The organism is Bradyrhizobium sp. Cp5.3 (assembly GCF_000426265.1).
Taxonomy (GTDB): domain Bacteria; phylum Pseudomonadota; class Alphaproteobacteria; order Rhizobiales; family Xanthobacteraceae; genus Bradyrhizobium; species Bradyrhizobium neotropicale.
The window spans coordinates 1-1,562 of record NZ_AUFA01000133.1; the positions used below are offsets into that span (position 1 = coordinate 1).

At 56.1% G+C, this 1,562-nt stretch carries 1 protein-coding gene; it reads left to right on the forward strand.

Annotated elements, in window-relative coordinates:
- The first annotated feature begins 119 nt into the window (after nt 1–119).
- Nucleotides 120–1,559, forward strand: a complete 1,440-nt coding sequence (locus tag K289_RS0140785) for an IS4 family transposase (RefSeq protein ID WP_027556539.1) — start codon at nt 120–122, stop codon at nt 1,557–1,559.
- The last annotated feature ends 3 nt before the right edge of the window (nt 1,560–1,562 follow it).

Here is a 1,562-nt window from a genome sequence, read left to right on the forward strand (position 1 = left end):
CTTTCAATTACCCACATTTGGAATCGGATTTGAACGACGCGCTGCGGGCGAAATCTTGAATCGGAAGAATCTGTTGTGATTCATTGTTGAGCACCTGATTCGGAGGCGTGGGGTGCTTGATGGGCTTGGTGAAGGACCGCGCGGAGGCACGTGCTCAGCGATTGACGGCCGGCATTGAGACTGAGGCGTGGGTTGATCGGGAAGCTGTGGGAAGCGAGTTTAAGGATCAGCGGCTTGGCCGCCGGTTCTGCAAATTGCTCGCACAAATCGGGAGTGACATGGGTCAAAGCATCCCGCTGGTTTGTCAGGACTGGGCCAACACAAAGGCCGCCTATCGCTTCCTCTCCAACGAACGGGTCAACGAGGCGGATATTCTTTGCGGTCATTTCGAGGCGACGCGCGGGCGCGTAACGGCGACGAAGGGACCGATTCTCGTTCTCCAAGACACGACGGAATTCAGTTTCAAGCGCGAGAAGCCGGATCTGATTGGCTTTACAGGCAAGACGGCGGGGCGCACGCAGTGCGGCATCCTGATGCATTCGAGCCTCGCCGTGACGACCGAGGGGCTTCCGCTCGGACTGGCGGCAATCAAGTTCTGGACCCGCAAGAAGTTCAAGGGGACGACTGCGCTGAAGCGAAAGATCAATCCGACGCGTGTTCCGATCGAGCAGAAGGAGAGCATCCGCTGGCTGGAGAATTTACGGCAATCGACCAACCTTCTCGCGTCCTCTGGACGATGCGTTCATATTGGCGATCGCGAGAGCGACATCTACGAACTGTTTTGCCTGGCCGAGGAGGTTGGAACGCATTTCCTGGTGCGAACCTGTGTTGATCGGCTTGCCGGGGACGGCAATCATACAATTGCCGACGAAATGGACGAGGTTACGGTCAAAGGCCTGCATCGGATCAAGGTCAAGGACGACAAAGGCGACCCGGACGAAGCGCTTCTCGAAATTCGTTTCCGCAAGCTTCGGATTCTGCCGCCGATCGGCAAGCAGAAGAAATATCCCGCACTCACTCTGACCGTGATCCATGCTCAAGAGCGGGGAACGCCGAAACGGCGAAAGAAGATCGAGTGGAAGCTCCTCACCGATCTCCCGGTCCAATCGCGCAGGGATGCCATCGAGAAAATCGAATGGTACTCGTTGAGGTGGAAGATCGAAGTCTTCCATAAGATCCTCAAATCAGGCTGCAAGGCGGAGGACTCGAAGTTGCGAACCGCTGAGCGTTTGGTCAATCTGATCGCCGTTTTTTGTATTGTAAGTTGGCGCGTCTTCTGGATGACGATGCTCAATCGTTCCTCACCGAATGCCCTACCGCAGACGGCGCTGACAGATTCCGAACTCAGGCTTCTTGATCATTTGGTGAAAGACAAGGGTGGCGATCGCCCTCGACGGGGTACGCTCTCGCACTATGTCGTCAAGATCGCGCGGCTCGGAGGATACTTAGCCCGAGCCAACGATCCTCCTCCAGGAAATACCGTCATCTGGCGCGGACTATCGCGGCTGACCGATATCGAATTGGGAGCCGCGATCGAGGCAAAGATTATGGGTAATTGAAAG

What these genes read in the sequence shown, in the direction of transcription:
- K289_RS0140785 (WP_027556539.1), top strand. Translation starts at nt 120, where the DNA reads ATGGGCTTGGTGAAGGACCGCGCGGAGGCACGTGCTCAGCGATTGACG.